This window comes from Planococcus sp. APC 3906, from assembly GCF_030407685.1.
In the GTDB taxonomy this organism is placed as follows: Bacteria; Bacillota; Bacilli; order Bacillales_A; family Planococcaceae; genus Planococcus; species Planococcus koreensis.
In genome coordinates this window covers 30,718-47,930 of record NZ_JASDCW010000003.1, presented here as the reverse complement: position 1 = coordinate 47,930, position 17,213 = coordinate 30,718, and the positions used below count along the sequence as shown (strand labels likewise).

Sequence of the window (17,213 nt, the reverse complement as noted above, 5' to 3'; positions counted from 1 at the left end):
GGGCGAGCGCCGAGCCGCTTCGTCGCTTCGCTCCTGCAGGGTCTCGGCTGTCTCGCTTTCCCGCAGGCGTCTCGGCAGTTTTGCTCCGTATCTTAATGAAATTTCTATTATTGTAGCTCTCTTATTTTCATCAAGCTTATTAAGCGAAGGCGCGTCAAGGGGCTAGGCGTAGTAATGAGACGAGTGCTCTTCTCGGCTCATTGCGAAAGCCATGCCCAAAGCGTCCTGAGCGGTGTTTAACAAGTTATTTCTGCAATTCAATTACATAGATTTTTAATTTTAATATACCGATATTCCGCAAAACCGCTGCGGTAATTCTCGGACAGTAACAAGGAGCTGCCCCATTGGTGTCGGGGCAACTCCTCTCGCCTTACATATAAATATACCACCATTCCTTCACTTTCTCGGAGAAATAAGGTGTGTTTTCCAGAATCGACTTCGCGATCCCTGAGTTTTCCAAATAACCTTGGATCGTGCCAACCGGCAATAAAGCCAGAACGTATAGGAGTATGAACAATAGCAAATACGCTTCGATGAAGCCCAAAAGCGCTCCCAAGATTTTGCTGAGGAAACCGAGCACCGGCAAAAACTTCAGGAAATCGAACATCGAGGCAATCAAGTTTAATGCAAATTTAACCGCAAAGAAAATCAATGCGAATGCGAACAATTGATAGAAGGTCTGGTCCAGATCAAGCTGTTCGATGGCAATCGTGAAACGCGAGTCGCTATCGACTGCCGGATAAGGAATCCATAATACAAAATACTCTGCCAGCGGCTTATAATAGACATAAGCCACGATCAACGCGATGACAAACCCAACCATATGTACCAGCTGGAGCACGAAGCCCCGCTTTGCGCCTACTATGATGCCGCCAATCAATAAAATCAATAAAATAATATCAAGCATGTACGTCAGCCCTTCAACTTTTTCAATTCATTTTCTAATTGTTCTACCTGCTCTTTAAGTTTAAGATTATCATGTACCGTATTGATCGCAGCCAATACAGCGAGCTTCGAACTGTCGAGAGATGGATTCATTGCATGGAATTCACGCATCTTCTCATCAACGATTGACGCTACTAGCCGCATATGGCCGGATGTTTCTGTGCCTGTAAGTTTATAGGTATAGCCGTAGATTTCGACCGATGTACGAATCTTATGTTGCTCTGACAATGCTCCACCCCTCCTTAGAAATCCTATACATAATCATAACATGAACCGAACTAGAATGTGAATTATTAGAAAGGGGACTCCCCCATGTCCAACACCGTGCTGAAACTTCCAGAGGAAAGCCTCCTCCAAATCATCAAGCATTACGATAATAAGAAAATCGCAGCGAAGGCGCAGTATGTACGTTTTACTGCAAAACTCTCAGATACGGTCGTCACCGTCTACACCTCCGGCAAAGTGATGTTCCAAGGTGCCGGCGCAGAGCGCGAAGCGGCGAAATGGGGATCCGCTTCCACCACAGCGGCAAAGGTTTCTTCCGCTAAAGGCGACGTCCTGCCCCCCGACTTTGCCCATAAATCCGTATTGGGCTCCGACGAAACCGGCACCGGAGATTTCTTCGGGCCCATCACCGTCGCCGCCTGCTTTGTGCCAAGCGAAGGAGTAGCTCTTGCGCATGAGCTCGGGGTCAAAGATTCCAAATTGCTGACAGATGATTACATGCGCAAAATTGCGCCGGATCTGAAAGCAGCATTCAACCATAGCGTCTTAACGCTGAAAAATGAGAAGTATAACGCGGTCCAAAGCAAAGGCTGGTCGCAAGGAAAAATCAAGGCGCTGCTCCATAACCAGGCACTGAAGCATGTGCTCAGCAAAATCGAACCTGTGAAACCTGATGCCATCCTTATCGACCAATTCGCTGAACGCGGCATTTATTACAAGCACATCAAAGATGAACCTGAGATCGTCCGCGAAAATGTCCTGTTCTCGACAAAAGCGGAAGGCTTGCACGTATCTGTCGCTTGCGCTTCCATCATCGCCCGTGTTGCCTTTTTGGAAGAAATGGACGCTTTGAGCCAAAAAGCTGGCGTCACATTGCCAAAAGGTGCCGGTAAAATCGTAGATGAAGCCGCCGCGAAAATTTTGCTGAAACACGGAGACGCTTTTTTGCAGTCGTTGACGAAAGTCCATTTTGCTAATACGAAGAAAGCGAAAGACCTTGCCGCGAAAAGACGGTAATCAACAACTTACGAGTATTTTAAAGCTTAAGGGGAGGTCCCTTAAGCTTTTTTTATTTGGTTTCTAATTTTTCGAACATTCTTATATTAACATACCTTTGGTGAAAAAGAAGTATTATTTAAGTATTTAGTACTAATGAATTTACAAATAAAAAACGAAATCCTCGGATTTCGTTTTTTATTTAATAGGTAACATCCATATCTACATCCCATTCCATATCTGAAATGAGGAGCGGAAGACCGAATATCTCTACACCTTCAACATTGTAATTAACAGCAACTCCACAGTTTTCCAAGAATTTCGTCGGATCATTAAAGTAAACCACTTTTGCATTGCTTGGCAATACTGTTGCAGGACCAGTTTTGGAGAAGAGATAAATCTTACCAGTGCCCCTGACCGCTAAATCCGAGCTGCTGCTTCCATTCGTTTCACTTACATCAATTTTCGCAAACATATCAGCCGGTGAAGGTGTAATCCCATCTAAATTCACACATAACTTAGAGCCATCATTAATTTTAACTTTGCTGGCCGTATAGGTGCTCTTTGCAGTGTTCCCAATATTAATAATTGTATTATTATAGATGTTTTGGTTGTTTTGGAAAGTTATTATTTCAGCGACTATAAAATTATTATTCGTGTGAACGTTGGTATTTTGCAACGCCAACAGCCCTTTATAGTAAAGCGTTAAATTGTCTGTTTGGTTAATATTGGGTTGAGTCGTAATGGAACCACTGTCGGCTAGTATCGGTATATTGTAGGCATTGAAATTATTTATTTGCTGAGGGAATTTATCTACTTTGATATAGAATGATCCATCTACATTGGCATCTTTCAATGCCTTTAAATATGCTTCAGTTATTACGCCAGTATATTTGCATGGAGGCATATCCGCTGTGATGCTGGCAGCGGATGGACATGCCGCTAATGGTTTATCGACTAATTGCGGGAAAAAATTCGTCACTTCAGTTATGGTTTCCCCCCATTTCACCTCTACTTCCGATACTGAATCATCATTAAAAAACGGCACTTCCGGAAAATTCAATTCAGTAGGCAGCTTTTTTGATCTTAGTACAGTTTTGGATGCAGATGGCACCTGGTTCGGTTCACTTTTTTCACCGATAACATCCATTTTCAAATTAATCGTCTTGTCTGTCGCGGTCATTGGCAAAAGCGAGATGCTTGCCAGTTCATGCGATAATGTATCACTAACTGCCACTTCATCTTTGTTGATCAAACTTAATTGGACCTGCATTTCATTAAAGAATTCAGTTCTCAACTCTTCATCGTATTTGTCGATATTACATTGAATCCAGTCCTGCATAACGGGTTTATTCGCTTTTAGGCAAATTGTATTTAAGTCCGCATGATTGGGATACTTTTTCACTTCGGCTTCAAGTGCTTTTTTCTTAAGCAAAGCCGATGCGTTCACTTTTGCGTAGGTCTTTGCAAAAGCATTCTCAGCTTCTTTCGAGTACTTCTCTACGCCCATTTCCGCTGCAGAGACTGCGAGATTCCCTTGATCCACTGTTTGTTCCTGCGTGGCATGGCTTAAAGAAGCTTGAACAAATACTGCTGACATCCCCATAAATAATACAATCAATAAAAGTGCAATGATTAAAGTATAGCCGCCTTCTTCTTTAAGCTTGTTCATGGTCCACAGGCCCCCTCAGTTTTTATTCGAGAAATGGTCGAATTCAAAACGACTTCCCTCGTTCCGCTCTTCACAGTTAGTTCCAATTTCAAATCACATTTCTTGGGATTTCCAAGAAAACCATTGGTATTTACTTTATACTCGTATGAACTATCGGATACGGCTTCAACTGTCAATTCTTCTGAGCATGGGATTGCTGTACCGGTTTTATACGATACAAAGAACAGTTTCCCTCCTGTTTCTTTCAGGTTATAACATTCACCGCTCCGGTGTTTAGCGCTGATTTTAGCGATCACCAGATTGGCTTCTTGCTGCACCCTAAGTGTGTCGGAAGCTGATACATTGTGTTTGGCGCCGATTGAAAAAGAAGTCATTAAAATTCCCACTACTAATGAGGCAAGCAAAAGTGCAGCGATAAGTTCGAGCAGTGTTACGCCTCTTTCATTGTTTATCAACTTAAAGCCGATTTTCCTCACCCCTTTAATTCACTTCAATATACGCAAATGTTTCACTATTAAATGTCTGTCCGGTCTTTACTGTTAAGTGAACCTGATAAAGCTTCCCTAGCGACGCTTCGCCCGTGAACTTGGGCGTTTCATAAAACCGCAATTCATATTCATAAGTGCCTTTGGTTTTCTTGAAGTAGTGGATTATTTCTCCGCCAGGCCCTGTTTCATTTAAAAGAGGGTTTGAAGAATAAGCCATTAACGGATCCGCCACAAGCTTTTGGCGTATTTCAACGGGTGTACCGGTGAAGGTCAATGCTTTCATTTCACTGATTTCCTGCCTCGCCAAATTCATCGTGTCTAATTTGGTATAAGTCTTTTCATTAAATAATGACATTTGAGGGAAAATGGACATGACGCCTACAAAGACGATGCCGATGAGTGCCAGCGTCGCCAATATTTCTACCAATGTTAAGCCCTTATTGTTTAGAAGCACGCTTTTCACTTCTGCTCATCTCCCTTAAAACATTATTCTTCCTTATTCGTAGTACTTTTTACCGCAAAATTCTAACTCATGAATATATATTATCACATACTTTAAATAAAAATAGATATTTTTAACTAATTAAATGGATTAATTGCCTTTTATTTTTTGTAAAGTAAATAAAAAAAGTGAAGCCATTTTGGCTCCACTTTTTGATACGTCTAACTGCCTGATTTATTAGCTGCGCAGTTCGGCTCCTGCATCTTTCAATGCCGACAGAACTTTTTCGTGCACACGCGTTACTTCTTCATCAGTCAAGGTTTTCTCCGGATCGAAGTAAGTCAGTGAGAAGGCCACTGATTTTTTGCCTTCTTCCATGTTGTCGCCTTCGTATAAATCGAAGACGCGCACTTGTTTCAGCAATTTGCCGCCTGCGTTGCGGATCGTGTTTTCGATCGATCCTGCTTCGACAATTTTCGAAAGCACTAGGGCAACGTCGCGGGACATCGATGGATAGCGCGGAACTGGCGTGTAAAGCAAGGCTTCCGGCTCGGCATTCAACAGGACTGCCAAGTTCATTTCCAGCACGATTGTGTCTTTCAAGTCGCGTGCCGCTTGTTCCGACGGATGCAATTGGCCGATAACGCCGATGCGGTTGCCGTCTTTGATAATGTACGCTGTACGCCCGGGATGCAAGCCGTCCATTTGCCCGCGCTCGAATTCGAGTGCAACGCCAAGTTTTGCGGCGAGTCCTTCGACGATTCCTTTCAGAACGAAGAAATCTACCGATTTTTTCTCGCCTTGCCAAGAGTTATCCAGCCATAAGCCCGTCATGGCGACTGCCAAATGCTCTTCCTCATCCAGCAATTCAACAACTTCTTCATTATTTACACCAACTGTAGCTTCTAACTTTTTCTTTATTTTTTTATACTCATCATTTTTTCTAAGGAATACCGCTCCTGTTTCATAAAGAGCAACCGAATCACTGCGGCGTGCCGTGTTGAACGATACCGATTCCAAAAGGTGCGGCAACAGGCTTTGGCGAAGCGTGCTGCGCTCTTCGCTCATCGGCATCAGCAAGCGCGTCATTTCAGTTTTCGCTAATGCGAATTGCTGCGCTGATTTGCTGGAAGTCAGCGAATACGTAATCGCCTGCAGCAAGCCTGCGCCTTCCAAATAATTGCGGACGATGCGGCGCTTGTGCTGATACGGCGTCAAGCCGCCTGGCGTCGTTTCCATCTCCGGCAATGTCGCCGGGATTTCATCGTAGCCGTGCAGGCGTGCAATTTCTTCCACGACGTCTTCTTCGATCTGGATGTCTTGGCGGCGCGTCGGCACTGAAATCACCAATTGGCCGTTGATCGCTTCTGTATTGAATTTCAATCGTTTCAGGATGCGCATCATTTCTTCGAATGAAATCTTCATCCCTAGACGTGCATTGATGAAGTCAGGCGAAACCGTGACGATTTTCTCTTCTTTATCCAATGCGTCGAACATGACCGAACCGGACAATACTTCTCCGCCAGAAAGTTCAGCGATCAAACTAGCAGCACGTTCTGCAGCCGGAATGACGCGGTTCGGGTCGACGCCTTTTTCGTAGCGCGAGCTTGCGTCGCTGCGCAGATTATGGTCTTTCGAAGTCTGGCGGATCGAGCCGGATGCGAAATAAGCGGATTCAATGACAATCGTTGTCGTCGAAGCGCTGACTTCTGAATTCGCCCCACCCATGACGCCCGCAAGCGCCACTGGGTCTTCACCGTTCGTAATGACCAGGTTATGGGCAGACAGCTTGCGCTCTGCGTTATCGAGCGTTGTAATCATTTCGCCTTCTTTAGCATGGCGAACTGTGATGTTGCCGGTTTTCAACGAATCGTAATCGAACGCGTGAAGCGGCTGGCCGTATTCCATCAAGACGTAATTGGTAACATCGACAATATTATTATGCGGACGCACGCCAGCTGCCATCAAGCGCTGCTGAAGCCACATCGGCGACTCTTTCACTTCGACGTTGCGGACAACTTTCGCCACATACAATGGATTCGCTTCCGGTGCATCGATGTTCAGCGTCAACAACGAGCTTGCTGGTTCGGCAGCTTCGGTATAGCTGATTTCCGGCAATTTTACGTCTTCCGATAAAATAGCGCCGACTTCATAGGCAACGCCGATCATGCTCATCGCATCTGCACGGTTAGGCGTCAATCCCAATTCCAAAATGGTATCATCCAAATCGAAATTCGTGATAACGTCGCTTCCTGTTTCCGCTTCTTCCGGCAACACGTAGATGCCTTCCGCGTAAGCTTTCGGGACGAGCTTGCTTTCGATGCCCAATTCCTGCAGCGAGCAGATCATGCCGTTCGATTCTTCTCCGCGCAGTTTCGCTTTTTTGATTTTGATGTCACCCGGCAATGTTGCACCAGGACGGGCCACGATCACTTTCTGGCCGGCTGCGATGTTCGGTGCGCCGCAGATGATCTGGTCTGTTTCTCCGCCTACATCAACTTGGCAGATCGACAGCTTGTCCGCTTCCGGATGCTTGACGCATTCCTTCACGTATCCGACGACAACATTGGTCATGCCGTGTGAACGGTCGATCACCGCATCAACTTCGATGCCGGATCGCGTGATTTTTTCGCCAAGGTCGGCTGGTGCCAAACCTTGTGTATCTACGTACTCTTGGAGCCATTTAATGGATACTAACATAGTTGATTTTCCTCCTTATACTTCAGTGCGTTGGAATTGGGATAAAAAGCGGACGTCATTCGTATAGAAATGTCGGATGTCTTCCACACCATATTTCAGCATCGCGATGCGCTCCGGCCCCATGCCGAATGCGAATCCAGTCAAACGCTTGGAATCATAGCCGGCCATTTCAAGGACGTTCGGATGCACCATGCCAGCACCGAGAATTTCAAGCCAGCCGGTTTTTTTGCAGACGTTGCAGCCGCTTCCGCCGCATTTGAAGCAGGAGATGTCCATTTCAACAGACGGTTCCGTGAACGGGAAGAAACTTGGGCGCAGGCGGATTTCCCGCTCATCGCCGAACATTTTCTTCGCGAATACAGACAATGTTCCTTTCAAATCGCTCATGCGGATATCTTCGCCGATGACCAGGCCTTCGATTTGCGTGAACTGGTGAGAATGCGTCGCGTCGTCATTGTCGCGGCGATACACTTTGCCAGGGCAGATGATTTTGATCGGCTCTCCGCCTTTCGCTTCCATCGTGCGCGCCTGGACTGGAGAAGTATGCGTACGCAAAAGGATGTCTTCAGTTATATAGAAGGAATCCTGCATATCACGCGCAGGATGGCCTTTCGGCAAGTTCAACGCTTCGAAGTTGTAATAATCTTTTTCCACTTCCGGGCCTTCCGCAATTTCATAGCCCATCGACATGAACAAGTCTTCAATTTCCTCGACGACACGCGTCAACGGGTGCGCATTACCGGTTTGCACCGGACGGCCTGGCAAGGTTACATCGATCGTTTCGCTCTGTAATTTTTCATTGATCGCCTGCTCTTCAAGAAGAGCCATGCGCTCATCAAGAGACGCCGTCACTTCTTCGCGGACGACATTCACCAACGCACCCATTTTCGGACGTTCTTCGGCAGGCAATTTGCCCATGCCTTTCAATAAATCCGTGATTGGCCCTTTTTTGCCGAGATACGCCACGCGGACGCCGTTCAACTCTTTGACGTTCTCTGAAGCTGCGATTTTTTCCAGCGCTTCTGTTTTCAATGCATGCAATTGTGCTTCCATTTTTTCTCCTCCTTTAAACATAGAAAAGCCCCGTCCCAAAAAGGGACGAGGCATTATTCGCGGTACCACCCTAGTTAATGCGCAAGCGCAATCACTCATTTACATAACGGCTCTTCACCGGCCTGACTTTACAGCATCTCTGCTGGTCCCGTCTGGCAGCTCGCGGGGTGAACTTCTGCGGCCCCTGCATATCCACACTTTCAGTCAAGGTGCGGAATCCCTTCGATGCATTTTGGCAACATACTTTTCCCGGTCAAAGCTTTTGTTTATTTATTCATTCATTATACGAAACTTATGCCGCTTTATCAAATTAGTTTTTCGGAACCAAGCTATACAGCAAAATGCCTGCAGCCACTGCAACGTTCAGGGATTCAGCTGCGCCATAGATCGGCACCACCAAATTCTCATCTGTCTGCTGCAATAAAACCGGATCCACGCCGCTGCCTTCATTGCCAACCATCAATGCGAACTTGTCCTGGGCTTGTGCTTCGTGCACCGGCGTTGCATGGAGCAGCGCCGTACCGAAGAGGCGGACGCCCTGCTCTTTTAAAGCCGGGATCCATTCCGACAACTCGCCTTTTACGACGGGAATCTGGAAATTCGATCCTTGCGCCGAACGCACAGTTTTCGGGTTGTACGGATCAGCCGAACCTTTGCCAAGAACGACCGCGTCAATGCCGATCGCTGCAGCCGTGCGGATCATCGTACCGACATTGCCGGGATCCTGCACTGCGTCGATCAGCAATAGCTTCGTCCACGAACGCTGTTCGTCTTCACCGAATTCCGGCTGCGCGCAATGGGCAAAAATGCCTTGCGAATGCTCCGTCTCTGAAATCTCCTTCGCCACCGCAGCGGTCACGGAATATTGCGGGACATCCGAAATGTCCCAAGCGTCTGGAATGTCGACCCCTTCACGGACGATGATGGACTTAATCAAACTTTTCTTTTTCAACGCCTCTTCCGTCAAATGAAATCCTTCAACCAGGAATTCCTCAAACTTATCGCGCTCTTTCCTCGTCGTCCCAAGCTTTTTCCAATGCTTCACAAGGGAGTTCTGCACCGATTCAATTCTCTTCATCTTGTTCACGCCTTTTTATCTAGAATAGCTCAAGTATATCATACAGAAAAGCGCAGGTGCCTTGGTAGGCCCGACTAGCGCTGGAGGGCTTGGGATGAATGGCGCTTTTTCCATTCAGGCCAAGACCGAAGCGACCTCGAGGGCCTGGGCACTGGAGCTGGACAATACCGAAAAGCGCAGGTGACCGCTTACGACGTGAACAAGTCAAATCCTAATGCTGTGCCGAGCCCGAATATCAGCGTCCATAAACCGATGCTCACCGTCAGCCAAATCGTCGTATTGCGTTTGGTTGCGCCAAGCGTCATGCCCACGAATGCGGCAATGTGCGTGCCGATCAAAATCGGCCCGAGCAGTGCGAGACCGGGAAGCCCGTATTTGTTCATGATGTCTTTGGCGCGTTCGCTTTTTTTCGAAGGCGTTTTGCCTTTCGCTTCTTGGCGTTTTTGATGCCATTCTTTAAATTTATCAAAGCCGATGATGAGCGCAAGCACCGTCAGCAAATTCCCCACGAACGCCAGCACCATCACCCAAAACGGTGACAGCCCCCAAACGACACCAAGCGGAATGACCAGCGCGATTTCCATCCATGGAATCGCAGCTCCCAGAAACACCATGAAATATTCGTAGGTCATTCAGTTTCCTCCTTTAAATGCTTGCGGATCTCGCTGAAATAAATCCAGTATTGGCCAAGTGCGACCAGCAGGATTCCGAAAATGATGTAAAGTCTCGGCATTGACAAAGCAATCGCAAAACCTGCGAGAGCCGGCAAACTCCACGTGATGAATGTGTAGACTTTTTGCGCCGCTTTCCGGGTGATGTAAGTCATGCCTTCATCTTGCTCCAAATACTCAGGCGGACGGATGGAAAACGGAGAAATCCGCTGCGCAGGATTTTTTTTATTGTGCTTTTTAAGTTTGAGCAAAAAAATCGTCAGCATGATTGCGTAAATCACGATTGAACCCATAGCAAACATCCCGCCGACAGGACCCAAACTGATTGTGACGCTTTGTTCCGTTTCTGTATTGATTACCTCGGTAACTGGTGAACTAAGCCCAAAAGCCAATAACCCCAAAACGACGATAAAACCCATCATCCACAACGGATATTGCAAGCGAAAATCATTTTTCATCCTTCTCATCCCCCTCAAGCCAAAATAATTCATCCACATTCGTCTGCAGCGCTTTCGCGAGTTTCAACGCCAGCGTAATCGACGGCGAAAATTCCCCTTTTTCAATGAAAGCAATCGTCTGCCGCGTAACTTCCACTTGCTTGCCCAGATCGCTTTGTGTAAAGCCGTAGCGTGCACGCAGCTCCCTGACCCGATTGTTCAACATCCGCATCGCCCTTTCTTTTGTTTCATGTTTGGTTTATATAACATAATGTACATTATACTTAACATTAAGTAAAGTATTATTTACATACATTCTTTTTCGGACCGCTGTTTTTGCGGCCCCCGGCATTGTAAAAGCCTTCCGCCGGAAGCGGAAGGCTAGGTTTTAAGTAAAATCAAAACCGGGACGAATAGCCGGATGGAAGCTTTTCGCAAGCGAAAAGCGATGTAAGGGCGGAAACTTGCAACAACAAAAAACCCCTCGCCAACCGGCGAGGGGCCATACTGTCACACCATTACTCAAATGTAATGCGCGTAACCGTGTCTTTATCCAATTTCTTGATAACTTCGATGATCAATTTTACTGCGTTTTCGTAATCGTCGCGGTGCAGAATGCCTGCGTGCGAGTGGATGTAGCGTGTGGCTACGCCGATCGACAACGATGGAACGCCGTTAGCTGTCAAATGGATCGAGCCGGCATCTGTTCCGCCGCCTGCAATCGTTTCGAACTGGTACGGGATGCCAGCTTCTTCAGCCGTATCAACGACTAGTTCGCGCAATCCTCGGTGCGATACCATAGAAGCGTCAAACAGCAAGATTTGAGGGCCAGCGCCCATTTTGCTTGTCGATTCTTTTTCTGTGATTCCAGGCGTATCACCAGCAATGCCGACGTCTACAGCAAAACCGATGTCGGGCTGGATTTTAGAAGCCGCTGTACGCGCGCCGCGCAAGCCGACTTCTTCTTGCACTGTGCCCACTCCGTAAACGATGTTCGGGTGGTCAACGCCTTTCAAGCCTTTCAATACATCGATTGCGATAGCGCAGCCAATGCGGTTGTCCCAAGCTTTTGCCAATAACAATTTCTCGTTGGTCATGACCGAGAATTCGAAATACGGCGTCACCATGTCTCCTGGTGTTACGCCCCATTCTTTCGCTTCATCGCGTGAAGACGCTCCGATGTCGATGAACATATCCGAAATTTCAACCGGCTTTTTGCGTGCTTCCGGAGACAGGATATGCGGCGGTTTTGAGCCGATCACTCCCGTAATCTCTTTGCCGCTGCGTGTCGTGATCGTCACGCGTTGTGCCAGCATGACTTGCGACCACCAGCCGCCAACTGTCTGGAATTTCAAGAAGCCTTTGTCGTCGATTTTGGAAATCATGAAACCGACTTCATCCAAATGGCCCGCAACCATGATTTTCGGTCCGTCCGCGGCGCCTTCTTTTTTGGCGATCAAACCGCCCAATCCATCCATTTCGATAGAATCAGCGAAAGGTGCTATGTATTTTTTCATAACTTCACGCGGTTGGCGTTCGTTGCCCGGTATGCCGTTCGCGTCAGTCAATTCTTTCAACATTTCAATTGTTTCATCCATTTTGCTCATTATTTCGACCTCCTAAGTATTCGTTCTTTTTCATTATAAATGAAAGCCGTTCCATTATCAAAAAATTCCTTTAATAGCCATCATTTTGGCGATCATAATTGGTCTGGTTCTTTGCCAGATATGCATCGAATATATCTTCGTAGGAAAAGCCGAGTTCTTCCGCGATCGCTCCGTACCAGCTCCATAAATCCTGGTAATTGGTCATCGAATAATCTTCCAGAAAATCCAGGATTTCTCGCTGTGTGCCGATGAACAATTCGGTTAAGTCATTCTCACCCACGCGTTCTGGCCATTCTTCCAGCATATTCAGGTTCTTTTCAATGCCCAGCGATAATAGGAAGTGAATCGAGTCCACATACTCTTCCAGAATGATATTGCGTTCTGACGGACCTTTTTGGCTCCAGAATTTGAAGCAGCGAGTTTCATTTGCCAGTTCTGCCAGCTCGATCAGCAGCGCAAGCCCTTTTTTCCGGAAGACATCTTCATTGATTCCTTGGTTCGACTGGATAAAACGGTCCAGCTCTTCCTGCATTTTAAATAATTTCTGCAAATTCATGCGAGCACTCCTTTTTCGGTAAAATATTGAAACCATACCCTTTTCCGTTCGTATTATACAGTAGAACTCGGGGAGAGAGGGCGATTTTGCATGGCATTTTTAATTCGTTTAATTGTTATTGGCTTGATCATATACTTTTTTTACCGCTTGATCCGCTATATTCTGGATCCTAAACGCAAAATCGATTCGGCAATCGAATCGGGCAATTATTATTTTTATGATGACGTCACGAATGTGCAGAAAAATTTCTTTATTGCGATGCGTGGAGTATTATTCGAAGGGGAAAAATATTTGGGGACGACTGAGGATGCTTTTGAAGTGGTATCGATTTTCGTCTGGACCGAAAATCCAGCCAAACTGCAGGGCTTTTCGAAAGAAGATTTCGCTTTTCTGGAAAAAGAAATTCATATGAATTATCCGAATGCGAGAATCGATTGGAAAAGCCCCATCGGCCAGTTATTGCATAAAGAAAGTTGAGTGCTTCCTTTACTGGAATGTCTGATAGCTCCAAACCAGTATAGCAGCGTCGATTACGGCAAGCATGAGAAAACCAACGCGGAAATTCGTGCGCTTTGTTTTATGCCGGAAAGCCATCATGCCTGCGTAAGCCCCAATGCCGCCGCCGAATATAGCTGCGGACCATAGGTTTTTTTCTGGAATCCGCTGCCCTCGGCGCTGTGCCTGTTTTTTATCGATCAGCATCATAAAGAAAGCCAATAGCGACAAGGCTAGAAAATAGCCTGCGATGATCAAAAACATCATGTTTCCCCCTTTGTCATATAAAAAAGACTGGCGAGTTTTCGCCAGTCTTTTCTTATGGTCTATCTTATTTGTTCAATGCTTTTTTAGCTTGGTCAGCCAATACTGTGAAAGCAGCTGCATCAGTTACAGCGATTTCAGCAAGCATTTTGCGGTTGATGTCGATGCCGGCAACTTTAAGGCCGTTCATCAAACGGCTGTAAGAAATCTCGTTCATACGAGCAGCCGCGTTAATGCGTGTGATCCACAATCTGCGGAAATCACGTTTCTTGTTGCGACGGTCACGGTAAGCATAGTTACCTGACTTCATCACCTGTTGGTTTGCTACTTTGAAAAGGATGTGCTTCGCACCATAATACCCTTTTGCTAATTTTATGACCTTCTTACGACGCTGGCGCGTCACTGTTCCGCCTTTTACGCGTGGCATAATTCATTACCTCCTGCTTGAATATAAAAAATTCGATTTTTTGTTCATGGCTAAATTCGAGCATCCAGTTTCCTGGATCGCTTGAAATTTTCTTACTTCATGTTGTAGATCAAAGATTTGATGCGTTTCAAATCGCCTGAAGAAACAAGTTTCCCTTTGCGAAGTTTGCGTTTTTGCTTAGTTGATTTGTTAGCGAACAAGTGGCTTGTGTGTGAGCTGTTGCGTCTTACTTTACCAGTACCCGTTTTCTTGAAACGTTTAGACGCACCGCTATGGCTTTTCATTTTCGGCATTTCGAATTCCTCCTAAACAATAATCTCTTATTCTTTTTCGTTGACTGGAGCAAGCATTAAGAACATGCTGCGACCGTCCATTTTAGGGCGCTGCTCAACCGTAGCGACTTCTTTGCACGCTTCTGCGAAGCGTTCAAGTACGCGCTGTCCGATTTCTTTGTGCGTGATCGCACGGCCTTTAAAACGGATTGAAGCTTTTACTTTGTCGCCTTTTTCAAGGAACTTGATCGCGTTGCGAAGTTTCGTATCAAAATCATGATCGTCAATAGAAGGGCTCAAACGAACTTCTTTCACGATGATCACTTTTTGGTTTTTACGAATTTCACGATCTTTTTTCTGCTGTTCGAACTTGAATTTCCCGTGGTCCATAATACGTGCGACCGGCGGCTTAGCTTGAGGAGCCACTAGAACAAGATCCAAGTTGACACGTGCAGCAATTTCAAGTGCTTCGTTACGTGTTTTAATACCGAGTTGTTCACCATTTTGATCAATAACCCGTAACTCACGTGCACGAATACCTTCGTTTACATTAATGTCTTTGCTAATATTAATCCACCTCCGGATAGTGTCGCGAATATCTTAAATGCTCGAACCGACGATTGCCGGCTTACAGGTTCCGATGCAAAACAAAAGCGGATGGACCACAGAGGTCCACCCGCCTAATATGACAACACGCACGCGTGTAGTAGTCAATCGTGTATACCTGCCAACAATCGGTCGATCAGGTGAGAAGCGGGTGCTCCTGCTTTGCACATATAAGTATTCTATAACCTCAACTATAATATCACGCGTGTGTTGCCATGTCAACCTTGTCAGCGAAGTTCGCTTTGGATCATTTTCAGGAAGTCATCAAACGGCATGCTTTCTGATTGCTGTTCGCCGTATTTGCGGACGTTGACTGAACCGCTTTCCAGCTCCTTGTCGCCGATGACGATCATGTAAGGAACTTTCTGCATTTGCGCTTCGCGGATCTTATAGCCAAGCTTCTCGTCGCGCTCATCGATGTCGACACGCAATTTGTGGGACTGCAATTTCTCCTGTACTTCTTTGGCGTAAGCGCTGTGCGCGTCCAATGAAACCGGGATCACTTCGACTTGGACCGGTGCCAGCCACGTCGGGAACGCGCCTTTGTATTCTTCAATCAGGAAGGCTACGAAGCGTTCCATTGTCGATACGACGCCGCGGTGGATAACGACTGGGCGGTGCTGCTTGCCGTCTTCTCCGATATACGAAAGGTCGAAGCGTTCCGGCAGCAGGAAATCGAGCTGCACAGTCGACAAAGTCTCTTCTTTGCCTAGCGCTGTCTTCACTTGGACGTCCAATTTCGGGCCGTAGAAAGCGGCTTCGCCTTCCACTTCCACGTAATCCAGGCCAAGCTCATCCATTGCTTCTTTCAGCATCGCTTGCGCGCGGTTCCACATTGCATCGTCGTCAAAATACTTCTCTTTGTCCGCTGGGTCGCGGTACGACACACGGAATGAATAATCTTTGATGTCGAAATCTTTATAAACTTCGACGACCAAGTTCACGACACGCTTGAACTCATCTTTGATCTGGTCCGGGCGCACGAAGATATGCGCATCGTTGAGCGTCATGCCGCGTACACGCTGCAGGCCGGATAAAGCGCCTGACATTTCATAGCGGTGCATCAATCCCAGTTCCGCGATGCGGATCGGCAAGTTGCGGTATGAGTGAATGCCTTGTTTGAAAATCATCATATGGTGAGGGCAGTTCATCGGGCGCAGCACCAACTGCTCGTTGTCCATTTCCATGACCGGGAACATATCTTCCTGGTAATGGTCCCAGTGGCCGCTTGTCTTGTACAATTCCACACTGCCTAAGACCGGAGTATAGACATGGTCATAGCCCAGGCGTTCTTCTTTATCGACGATATAGCGTTCGATAATGCGGCGGATTGTTGCGCCTTTCGGCAGCCACATCGGCAAGCCCTGGCCGACTTTCTGGGAGTTCATGAATAAATTCAGCTCTTTGCCGATTTTGCGGTGGTCGCGCTCTTTCGCTTCTTCAAGCATGGCAAGATGCGCTTTCAATTCGTCTTTTGTAAAGAAAGCAGTACCGTAGATGCGCTGCAGCATTTTGTTATCACTGTCGCCTCTCCAATATGCTCCGGCGACGCTCAACAACTTGAACTCTTTCAATTTGCCAGTGGACGGCACGTGGATGCCACGGCATAGATCAAAGAAATCGCCTTGTTCGTAAATCGACACTTGCTCATCTTCCGGAATCGCTTCAAGAAGTTCCAATTTATAAGGGTCTTCAATCGCCGCAAAACGCTCTTGCGCTTCTGCGCGCGATACGTCATGGCGAATGATTTCTACGTTTTCATTGATGATTTTCTTCATTTCCTTTTCGATCACCGGCAAATCTTCTGAAGTGATCGCTGACGCTGTATCGATGTCGTAGTAGAAGCCGTTCTCGATGACCGGGCCAACACCCAATTTCGCATCCGGGTACAGGCGTTTAACCGCTTGTGCCAATAAATGCGCAGTACTGTGGCGCAGCACTTCCAACCCTTCCTCCGATTCAGGCATGATGATGGCGATATCTCCATCTTCGTTCAATGGCGCACGCAAGTCGACCAATTTATCGCCTACTTTGCCGGCCAATGCTTTTTTGCGTAATCCTGGGCTGATCGATTGAGCGATTTCTTCAGTAGTTGTGCCCCGTTCGAACTCTTTTACTGCTCCGTCAGGGAATTTTAGTTGAATCATGTCTGCCATGCCAATCTCTCCTTTTTCTCTGTTGTCGCTGAAGCACCTGGATTCACAGGGTCTGAATCGGTGCTTACTTTTCCGCTTTTCGTGTTGTCTAGCTGCAGTGCCCAGCCCCTCGAGTCGCTTCAG

At 46.8% G+C, this 17,213-nt stretch carries 20 protein-coding genes and 2 other annotated features; of the genes, 2 read left to right on the top strand and 18 right to left on the bottom strand.

All coding sequences use genetic code 11. The features are described from left to right. Nucleotides 1–370 precede the first annotated feature (370 nt). Together QMA09_RS02905 and zapA are read right to left on the bottom strand one after the other, a co-directional pair. A complete protein-coding gene (locus QMA09_RS02905) occupies nucleotides 371–907 on the bottom strand; it encodes a CvpA family protein (RefSeq protein ID WP_290211949.1) in 537 nt (178 codons plus the stop codon). Between the two features lie 5 nt (nucleotides 908–912). Then, nucleotides 913–1,173 (bottom strand): cell division protein ZapA, encoded by a 261-nt coding sequence (zapA, locus tag QMA09_RS02900; RefSeq protein ID WP_135500543.1) that lies wholly within the window; start codon nucleotides 1,171–1,173, stop codon nucleotides 913–915. Nucleotides 1,174–1,257: 84 nt separating this feature from the next. Here zapA and rnhC point away from each other — a divergent pair, with 84 nt between their 5' ends. Beyond that, nucleotides 1,258–2,187 carry a ribonuclease HIII gene (rnhC, locus tag QMA09_RS02895; RefSeq protein WP_290211948.1) on the top strand — a complete coding sequence of 310 codons (930 nt, stop codon included), beginning with the start codon at nucleotides 1,258–1,260 and terminating at the stop codon, nucleotides 2,185–2,187. Between the two features lie 181 nt (nucleotides 2,188–2,368). On the opposite strand, the gene QMA09_RS02890 is transcribed toward rnhC, so the two are convergent. The 11 genes from QMA09_RS02890 to QMA09_RS02840 form a co-directional block, all read right to left on the bottom strand. After that, the gene (locus QMA09_RS02890; RefSeq protein WP_290211947.1) at nucleotides 2,369–3,838 is read right to left on the bottom strand and encodes a hypothetical protein; all 1,470 of its coding nucleotides are present in this window, start codon (nucleotides 3,836–3,838) and stop codon (nucleotides 2,369–2,371) included. Beyond that, nucleotides 3,835–4,314 (bottom strand): prepilin-type N-terminal cleavage/methylation domain-containing protein, encoded by a 480-nt coding sequence (locus tag QMA09_RS02885; RefSeq protein ID WP_290211946.1) that lies wholly within the window; start codon nucleotides 4,312–4,314, stop codon nucleotides 3,835–3,837. The genes QMA09_RS02890 and QMA09_RS02885 overlap by 4 nt, the downstream gene beginning before the upstream one ends. Nucleotides 4,315–4,318: 4 nt before the next feature. After that, entirely contained in the window at nucleotides 4,319–4,780 is a 462-nt protein-coding gene (locus QMA09_RS02880) for a type IV pilus modification PilV family protein (protein WP_290212038.1), read from the bottom strand. Between the two features lie 225 nt (nucleotides 4,781–5,005). Further along, nucleotides 5,006–7,468: a phenylalanine--tRNA ligase subunit beta gene (pheT, locus tag QMA09_RS02875; protein WP_290211945.1), complete on the bottom strand. Its 2,463-nt coding sequence runs from the start codon at nucleotides 7,466–7,468 to the stop codon at nucleotides 5,006–5,008. Nucleotides 7,469–7,483: 15 nt separating this feature from the next. Then, nucleotides 7,484–8,521, bottom strand: coding sequence for a phenylalanine--tRNA ligase subunit alpha (pheS, locus tag QMA09_RS02870; protein ID WP_290211944.1), 1,038 nt, complete (start codon nucleotides 8,519–8,521; stop codon nucleotides 7,484–7,486). A 38-nt stretch (nucleotides 8,522–8,559) separates the two neighbouring features. Further along, nucleotides 8,560–8,787, bottom strand: a binding site (T-box leader). A gap of 44 nt (nucleotides 8,788–8,831) precedes the next feature. Next, nucleotides 8,832–9,599 (bottom strand): TrmH family RNA methyltransferase, encoded by a 768-nt coding sequence (locus QMA09_RS02865; protein ID WP_290211943.1) that lies wholly within the window; start codon nucleotides 9,597–9,599, stop codon nucleotides 8,832–8,834. A gap of 188 nt (nucleotides 9,600–9,787) precedes the next feature. Beyond that, nucleotides 9,788–10,231 (bottom strand): small multi-drug export protein, encoded by a 444-nt coding sequence (locus QMA09_RS02860; RefSeq protein ID WP_290211942.1) that lies wholly within the window; start codon nucleotides 10,229–10,231, stop codon nucleotides 9,788–9,790. Continuing rightward, nucleotides 10,228–10,728, bottom strand: a complete 501-nt coding sequence (locus QMA09_RS02855; protein ID WP_290211941.1) for a hypothetical protein — start codon at nucleotides 10,726–10,728, stop codon at nucleotides 10,228–10,230. Before QMA09_RS02855 ends, QMA09_RS02860 begins: the two co-directional genes overlap by 4 nt. Then, a complete protein-coding gene (locus QMA09_RS02850) occupies nucleotides 10,718–10,933 on the bottom strand; it encodes a helix-turn-helix transcriptional regulator (RefSeq protein ID WP_135500343.1) in 216 nt (71 codons plus the stop codon). The genes QMA09_RS02855 and QMA09_RS02850 overlap by 11 nt, the downstream gene beginning before the upstream one ends. A 292-nt stretch (nucleotides 10,934–11,225) precedes the next feature. After that, nucleotides 11,226–12,314, bottom strand: a complete 1,089-nt coding sequence (locus QMA09_RS02845) for a M42 family metallopeptidase (RefSeq protein ID WP_290211940.1) — start codon at nucleotides 12,312–12,314, stop codon at nucleotides 11,226–11,228. A gap of 70 nt (nucleotides 12,315–12,384) precedes the next feature. Continuing rightward, complete coding sequence (locus QMA09_RS02840; RefSeq protein ID WP_290211939.1) at nucleotides 12,385–12,870, bottom strand: dUTP diphosphatase; 486 nt, start codon at nucleotides 12,868–12,870, stop codon at nucleotides 12,385–12,387. Nucleotides 12,871–12,960: 90 nt separating this feature from the next. Here QMA09_RS02840 and QMA09_RS02835 point away from each other — a divergent pair, with 90 nt between their 5' ends. Then, on the top strand, nucleotides 12,961–13,347 hold the full coding sequence (locus QMA09_RS02835) for a sigma-w pathway protein ysdB (protein WP_135500314.1): 387 nt from the start codon (nucleotides 12,961–12,963) through the stop codon (nucleotides 13,345–13,347). A gap of 9 nt (nucleotides 13,348–13,356) precedes the next feature. Here QMA09_RS02835 and QMA09_RS02830 read toward each other — a convergent pair whose 3' ends face one another. From QMA09_RS02830 to thrS, 5 genes are all read right to left on the bottom strand, one after another. Further along, complete coding sequence (locus tag QMA09_RS02830; RefSeq protein WP_290211938.1) at nucleotides 13,357–13,629, bottom strand: DUF1294 domain-containing protein; 273 nt, start codon at nucleotides 13,627–13,629, stop codon at nucleotides 13,357–13,359. Between the two features lie 67 nt (nucleotides 13,630–13,696). Continuing rightward, nucleotides 13,697–14,056 carry a 50S ribosomal protein L20 gene (gene rplT / locus QMA09_RS02825; protein ID WP_135500315.1) on the bottom strand — a complete coding sequence of 120 codons (360 nt, stop codon included), beginning with the start codon at nucleotides 14,054–14,056 and terminating at the stop codon, nucleotides 13,697–13,699. A gap of 92 nt (nucleotides 14,057–14,148) precedes the next feature. Beyond that, nucleotides 14,149–14,349, bottom strand: a complete 201-nt coding sequence (rpmI, locus tag QMA09_RS02820; RefSeq protein ID WP_006831131.1) for a 50S ribosomal protein L35 — start codon at nucleotides 14,347–14,349, stop codon at nucleotides 14,149–14,151. Nucleotides 14,350–14,376: 27 nt separating this feature from the next. Further along, on the bottom strand, nucleotides 14,377–14,883 hold the full coding sequence (infC, locus tag QMA09_RS02815; protein ID WP_135500316.1) for a translation initiation factor IF-3: 507 nt from the start codon (nucleotides 14,881–14,883) through the stop codon (nucleotides 14,377–14,379). Nucleotides 14,884–14,967: 84 nt separating this feature from the next. Further along, nucleotides 14,968–15,103 (bottom strand) — a sequence feature (ribosomal protein L20 leader region). Between the two features lie 58 nt (nucleotides 15,104–15,161). Next, complete coding sequence (thrS, locus tag QMA09_RS02810) at nucleotides 15,162–17,090, bottom strand: threonine--tRNA ligase (protein WP_290211937.1); 1,929 nt, start codon at nucleotides 17,088–17,090, stop codon at nucleotides 15,162–15,164. Nucleotides 17,091–17,213: the final 123 nt, after the last annotated feature.

What these genes read in the sequence shown, in the direction of transcription:
- QMA09_RS02905 (WP_290211949.1), bottom strand. Translation starts at nt 907, where the DNA reads ATGCTTGATATTATTTTATTGATTTTATTGATTGGCGGCATCATAGTA.
- rnhC (WP_290211948.1), top strand. Translation starts at nt 1,258, where the DNA reads ATGTCCAACACCGTGCTGAAACTTCCAGAGGAAAGCCTCCTCCAAATC.
- QMA09_RS02890 (WP_290211947.1), bottom strand. Translation starts at nt 3,838, where the DNA reads ATGAACAAGCTTAAAGAAGAAGGCGGCTATACTTTAATCATTGCACTT.
- pheT (WP_290211945.1), bottom strand. Translation starts at nt 7,468, where the DNA reads ATGTTAGTATCCATTAAATGGCTCCAAGAGTACGTAGATACACAAGGT.
- pheS (WP_290211944.1), bottom strand. Translation starts at nt 8,521, where the DNA reads ATGGAAGCACAATTGCATGCATTGAAAACAGAAGCGCTGGAAAAAATC.
- QMA09_RS02865 (WP_290211943.1), bottom strand. Translation starts at nt 9,599, where the DNA reads ATGAAGAGAATTGAATCGGTGCAGAACTCCCTTGTGAAGCATTGGAAA.
- QMA09_RS02860 (WP_290211942.1), bottom strand. Translation starts at nt 10,231, where the DNA reads ATGACCTACGAATATTTCATGGTGTTTCTGGGAGCTGCGATTCCATGG.
- QMA09_RS02855 (WP_290211941.1), bottom strand. Translation starts at nt 10,728, where the DNA reads ATGAAAAATGATTTTCGCTTGCAATATCCGTTGTGGATGATGGGTTTT.
- QMA09_RS02850 (WP_135500343.1), bottom strand. Translation starts at nt 10,933, where the DNA reads ATGTTGAACAATCGGGTCAGGGAGCTGCGTGCACGCTACGGCTTTACA.
- QMA09_RS02845 (WP_290211940.1), bottom strand. Translation starts at nt 12,314, where the DNA reads ATGAGCAAAATGGATGAAACAATTGAAATGTTGAAAGAATTGACTGAC.
- QMA09_RS02840 (WP_290211939.1), bottom strand. Translation starts at nt 12,870, where the DNA reads ATGAATTTGCAGAAATTATTTAAAATGCAGGAAGAGCTGGACCGTTTT.
- QMA09_RS02835 (WP_135500314.1), top strand. Translation starts at nt 12,961, where the DNA reads ATGGCATTTTTAATTCGTTTAATTGTTATTGGCTTGATCATATACTTT.
- QMA09_RS02830 (WP_290211938.1), bottom strand. Translation starts at nt 13,629, where the DNA reads ATGTTTTTGATCATCGCAGGCTATTTTCTAGCCTTGTCGCTATTGGCT.
- rplT (WP_135500315.1), bottom strand. Translation starts at nt 14,056, where the DNA reads ATGCCACGCGTAAAAGGCGGAACAGTGACGCGCCAGCGTCGTAAGAAG.
- rpmI (WP_006831131.1), bottom strand. Translation starts at nt 14,349, where the DNA reads ATGCCGAAAATGAAAAGCCATAGCGGTGCGTCTAAACGTTTCAAGAAA.
- thrS (WP_290211937.1), bottom strand. Translation starts at nt 17,090, where the DNA reads ATGGCAGACATGATTCAACTAAAATTCCCTGACGGAGCAGTAAAAGAG.